Below are 1,980 nucleotides of genomic sequence, written 5' to 3'. Positions count from 1 at the left end.
GACGCCCTCACCGGCGCCGAGGGCGGGGTGCTCTACAAGGCCGAGAAGCCCGGGCAGGACACCCGCGTCGACCTGCCGGTGATCGGGCCCCGCACCGCCCGCGGCGCCATTCGCGCCGGGCTCGCGGGCATCGTCGTCTCGGCGGGCGGCGTCATGGTTCTGGACCGCGACGAGGTGCTGTCGCTGCTCGACGAGGCCGGGCTCTTCCTCTGGGTCCGGGAGCGCCCCTGATGCACATCTTCATCACCGCGGGTGAGCCTTCGGGCGACAAGCTGGGGGCGGCGCTGATGCAGGGCCTGCGCCGGCGCGTGCCCGACGTCCGCTTCACCGGCATCGGCGGCGAACGCATGATCGCGGAGGGGCTCGAGAGCCTGTTTCCCATGGACGAGATCTCGGTCATGGGCATCACCGAGATCCTGCGCCAGTACGGGGCGCTGAAGGCGCGCATCCGCGAGACCTCCGAGGCGGTGGTTGCCGCCCGTCCCGATGCGCTGGTGACGGTCGACCTGCCCGAGTTTTCGCTGCGCGTGGCCAAGCAGGTCAAGGCGGCCTCCGATATCCGCGTGGTGCATTACGTGGCGCCCACGGTCTGGGCCTGGCGCCCGGGCCGCGCCGCCAAGATGGCCGCCCACGTCGACCAGGTGCTGGCGCTGCTGCCCTTCGAGCCGCCCTACATGGAAGCCGTCGGGATGCGCTGCGATTTCGTCGGCCACCCGGTGGTGACCGAGCCGCAGGCGTCGCCCGACGAGCAGGCCGCCTTCCGCGCCCGCCACGGCATCGGCGACGCGCCCATGGCGCTGGTGCTCCCGGGCTCGCGCCGCTCAGAGATCAGCCGGCTGGGCCCGGTGTTCCGCGAGGTGGCGGAGCGTGTGCATGCCGCGCGCCCCGAGCTTCAGCTGGTGATCCCCGCCGCGACCCCGGTTGCGCCGCTGGTGGAAGAGCTCTGCGCCGACTGGCCGGGCGACCCGCTGGTGCTCGACCCGCGCAGGCTGGGCGAGGAGGCCGCCGCCGAGAAGCGCGCCGCCTTCGGGGCTGCCGACGTGGCGCTGGCCGCCTCGGGCACCGTAGCGCTCGAGCTCGCCGCCGCCGCGACGCCCATGGTCATCGGCTACGACATGGGCTGGCTGTCGCGGCAGATCATCGGACGGCTGTTGCTGGTCGATACGGTCAATCTCGTGAACCTGGTCTCCGAGACCCGCACCATCCCCGAGTTCATCGGCAAGGACTGTCGCCCCGAACCGATCGCCGAGGCGCTGCTGCAGGTGCTCGAGGCACCCGAGGCACAGTCCGAGGCCATGGCGCTGACCATGGAGCGTCTGGGCCGCGACGGACCGCACCCCGGCGACCGCGCCGCACAGGCGGTGCTCGAAGGGCTGGGACAGAGCTGAAAACGGCGCCGAAAAGGCTGAAACGCAAAACCGCCGCGCGGATCTCTCCCCGCGGCGGTTTCACGTCTTTGGTATCGAACGCGTGACCGCGATTACTGGCGCAGGGCCGAGCTCGCGTCATAGGCGGCGGTGAAGCCGGACAGCGACATGTCGAGTTCGACCTCCTGATCGGGCGCCAGCGCCGGAACGATGGTCACCTTCGCCGACTTGCCCCCCTTGAAGCGGGCGACGTCATCGGCGGTAAAGCCGACACGGGCGTAGCAACCGACCTGCGTGCAGAACGAGAAATCGTAGCGCTTGGCCTGACCGCCATCGACCGAGATCGTCACCTTCTGGGTCAGCAGGGTCTCGAGCGGCACGATGAAGGTGCCGCCGGCCGCGACCTGACCGCCGTTCGACAGGCGGAACATGCTCACCTCGGCGACGTTGCCGCCGTTCTGGTCCTTGAGCAGCTGATACATCTGGCAGGGATCTTCGGCGTCGGTGCCCTCGGGCACGCGCAGGCACTGGAGCTGCCAGTCGCCGTGGGTCGCGGCGATGTAGGTCTCGGGCTGCTGGCCGTTTGCGCCCGGCACGCCGCCATCGGTCTCGC

At 70.7% G+C, this 1,980-nt stretch carries 3 protein-coding genes; 2 read left to right on the top strand and 1 reads right to left on the bottom strand.

Annotated elements, in window-relative coordinates:
* Together lpxI and lpxB are read left to right on the top strand one after the other, a co-directional pair.
* The coding region (gene lpxI, locus HC022_RS25170; protein ID WP_167454212.1) for a UDP-2,3-diacylglucosamine diphosphatase LpxI at positions 1 to 231 on the top strand (231 nt) is incomplete at its 5' end.
* Positions 231 to 1,388, top strand: coding sequence for a lipid-A-disaccharide synthase (gene lpxB / locus HC022_RS25165; RefSeq protein WP_167454211.1), 1,158 nt, complete (start codon positions 231 to 233; stop codon positions 1,386 to 1,388). The genes lpxI and lpxB, both read left to right, overlap by 1 nt.
* A 92-nt stretch (positions 1,389 to 1,480) precedes the next feature.
* Here the strand turns inward: lpxB and HC022_RS25160 are convergent.
* A partial coding sequence (locus tag HC022_RS25160) for an invasion associated locus B family protein (RefSeq protein WP_167454210.1) occupies positions 1,481 to 1,980 on the bottom strand: 500 nt, incomplete at its 5' end.

The sequence above is a fragment of the Salipiger sp. HF18 genome, from assembly GCF_011806505.1.
GTDB classification, from domain to species: Bacteria; Pseudomonadota; Alphaproteobacteria; order Rhodobacterales; family Rhodobacteraceae; genus Salipiger; species Salipiger thiooxidans.
Note: the sequence above shows the minus strand (reverse complement) of the source record. Positions and strands in the feature narration are given on the sequence as shown.